Below are 2,469 nucleotides of genomic sequence, written 5' to 3'. Positions count from 1 at the left end.
GTAAAGACACTACGAATCCCGTTACCATTGTGGTGGACGATCCTACTGCCGATGGCGTGATCCATATAGAAAGCGTTACCTGTTATAACCAGGATAAAGTAAAGGTGGTGCTTTGGTTCGAGAACAGAGGCTATGTGACCATTCCGAAAAACACTCCGGTATCTTTTTATGATGACGATCCCCGCACCGGCAGAGGAAATCTGTTGGGCACTCCCTGGCCGCTGCCCAGTGACCTGCCAGGCAGATGTGCCTCCTATGAGTATACAGCTACTGTAGAAGTTGGTCGTGCCTATCTGGATACGCTGGTGTCGGTAATGAATGATAACGGTACTACAAAACCGCTGGCGCTGCCCAATACCGGTTTGCAGGAAGTGACTTTTAATAATAACATAAATATCAAAAAGGGAATTAGTTTCCGCGCGACTGTTACTCCGGATGAATATACATTGCAACCACAACAGCAGCAGACGCTGCAACCCGTTGTTATCAAGGGTAGCGCTATCACTTCAGCTACCTGGGACGCGTCTCCTTATCTCAGTTGCACCAATTGTATCGGTAATACATTTACGGCCCCGTACCGGCAGGATACACTTGCTACGGTAAAAGCACGGATCTATACAGATAATGCCTGCTACAGTGATGCAACGGTAAAAGTACACATTCCAGTAGTAGACGATTACACGCCAACGCTGAATACCCTGGAATGTGCCGGTACTGACAGGCTGCATGTGGATTTCTCGCTGTGCAATGGGTATGCACAAGGAAATATACCGGCGTCCCTGCAGGTAGATTTTTATGACCGCGCACCAACTGACCCCGCGGCCGTGAAACTGGGCAACAGCTTTCTTACCCCAACAACATCTGCTGGCATCTGCAGCAATTTTGAGCAATACATCCCAAGGACCACAACAGGCAAAGTGTTTGCCGTAGTAAACAAAGACCAGCTGGCCTATCCGCCGGCAACCGGGTTAAACGAATCCAATTATAACAACAATACCTTTAGTCTTGATTATACGGCGCCGGTATTGACGGTTCTGCCAAAAGACACGACCGTGTTCCGCAAAGCTCCGTTCAATCTGTATTACACCGTTCCCGGTTTTTCACCTGTATCAATGCTATGGGATAACAGTAGTACGTATACGCTCAGTTGCAACACCTGCCCCAATCCGGTAGCTACCATGTTCGACAGCAGCCTGGTGAACCTGCAGGTGACCAACCAGTATGGTTGCGAATTAAAAGGACAAACCTATGTGCATATATTTCCGCCCGATATGACTGTAGAGCTGCTATCAGCTGAATGTTACGACGATTCCCATATCCAGGTTACATTCAAAGTGTGTATGGGCAATGGGTATGATACGGTATACAAAAAGATACCCGTATCGTTTTACAATGGATCGCCGGATGATGCACAAACGGTGTTATTATCTCCCGGTTATTCTACCCCTGAGGCAGTATTGGGCGATTGCCGGGAATTTACCCACGTGATAACAGCGCCAGGCACCAGCCAGGTGGTAGCCATGGTGAATAACCCAAAAGCATCCGTGTTTAAAGAAACCAATTATACCAATAACCAGAGCCGCCTGAAATATGATGCTTTTACCATCGACGCCACACCGCCGATAATTACCCTGGCACGACCCGGCACTGTGCCCTTGCGCACAACCGTACAGGGAGGCACCGCAGCTTCGTATGCCTGGACACCAGCATTGGGACTTAACTGCGATACCTGCGCAGAACCGGTAGCCACCGCATCTTCTTCCACGAAATATCTGGTGACTGTTACCAATAATTATTATTGCAAGGATACGGCTACCATCTACATTCAAACCTTTGTAAAGACCGGCGTTGCCATGCCCAATGCCTTTTCACCCAATGGTGATGGACGAAATGATTATTTCTATGTAATGGGTGGACTGGATATCAAGAAAGTAGAGAACCTGTCGGTCTTTAACCGGTATGGACAAAAAATATTTGAGTCGACCAACTCACCCGCGAATGACCGCAAGTTTGGCTGGGATGGCCGGCAGAATGGGATAAAGGTTGATTTTGGTACGTATGTATATTTTGCCGCAGTGGAATACGTTGATGGCACTACACAGATCTTTAAGGGAACTGTTATAGTGACGCCGTAGGAAGTAGATTCCAACTAAATAAAAACGCCTCCGGTTCATTGGATCGGAGCCGTTTTGTTTTAGTAATGCCCCCATTCCATCAACGGCAAACGTACCAGCAGCGGGGCTTTCGGTACGGTGTATAAAGAACAGATAACAATTTGTTCATTTTTAACCCCTTTGATGTTGGTGGGAAAGAATTAACCCCTTATTTTTGCACTCTTTTCTAACCATTCAGGGGAAAAAAGAAGTTTTGTCTCCGTAGCTCAGTTGGTAGAGCAATTGACTCTTAATCAATGGGTCCAGAGTTCGAGTCTCTGCGGGGACACCAAGCCCGACTTTTTGAAAATCAGTT

General features: G+C 47.3%; 1 protein-coding gene and 1 tRNA gene. Both read left to right on the top strand.

Annotation, left to right across the window (positions count from 1 at the left end; all coding sequences use genetic code 11):
* Window positions 1-2,135 (top strand): gliding motility-associated C-terminal domain-containing protein (locus ACJ751_RS29480; protein ID WP_407749131.1); only part of this gene is annotated, 2,135 nt, incomplete at its 5' end.
* Window positions 2,136-2,369: 234 nt separating this feature from the next.
* Window positions 2,370-2,445 (top strand) — tRNA-Lys (locus tag ACJ751_RS29475).
* The last annotated feature ends 24 nt before the right edge of the window (window positions 2,446-2,469 follow it).

Source organism: Niastella sp. (genome assembly GCF_045805085.1).
Classification (GTDB): domain Bacteria; phylum Bacteroidota; class Bacteroidia; order Chitinophagales; family Chitinophagaceae; genus Niastella.
The sequence above is the reverse complement of the archived record's forward strand: the minus strand, read 5'-3'. Positions and strand labels throughout refer to the sequence as shown.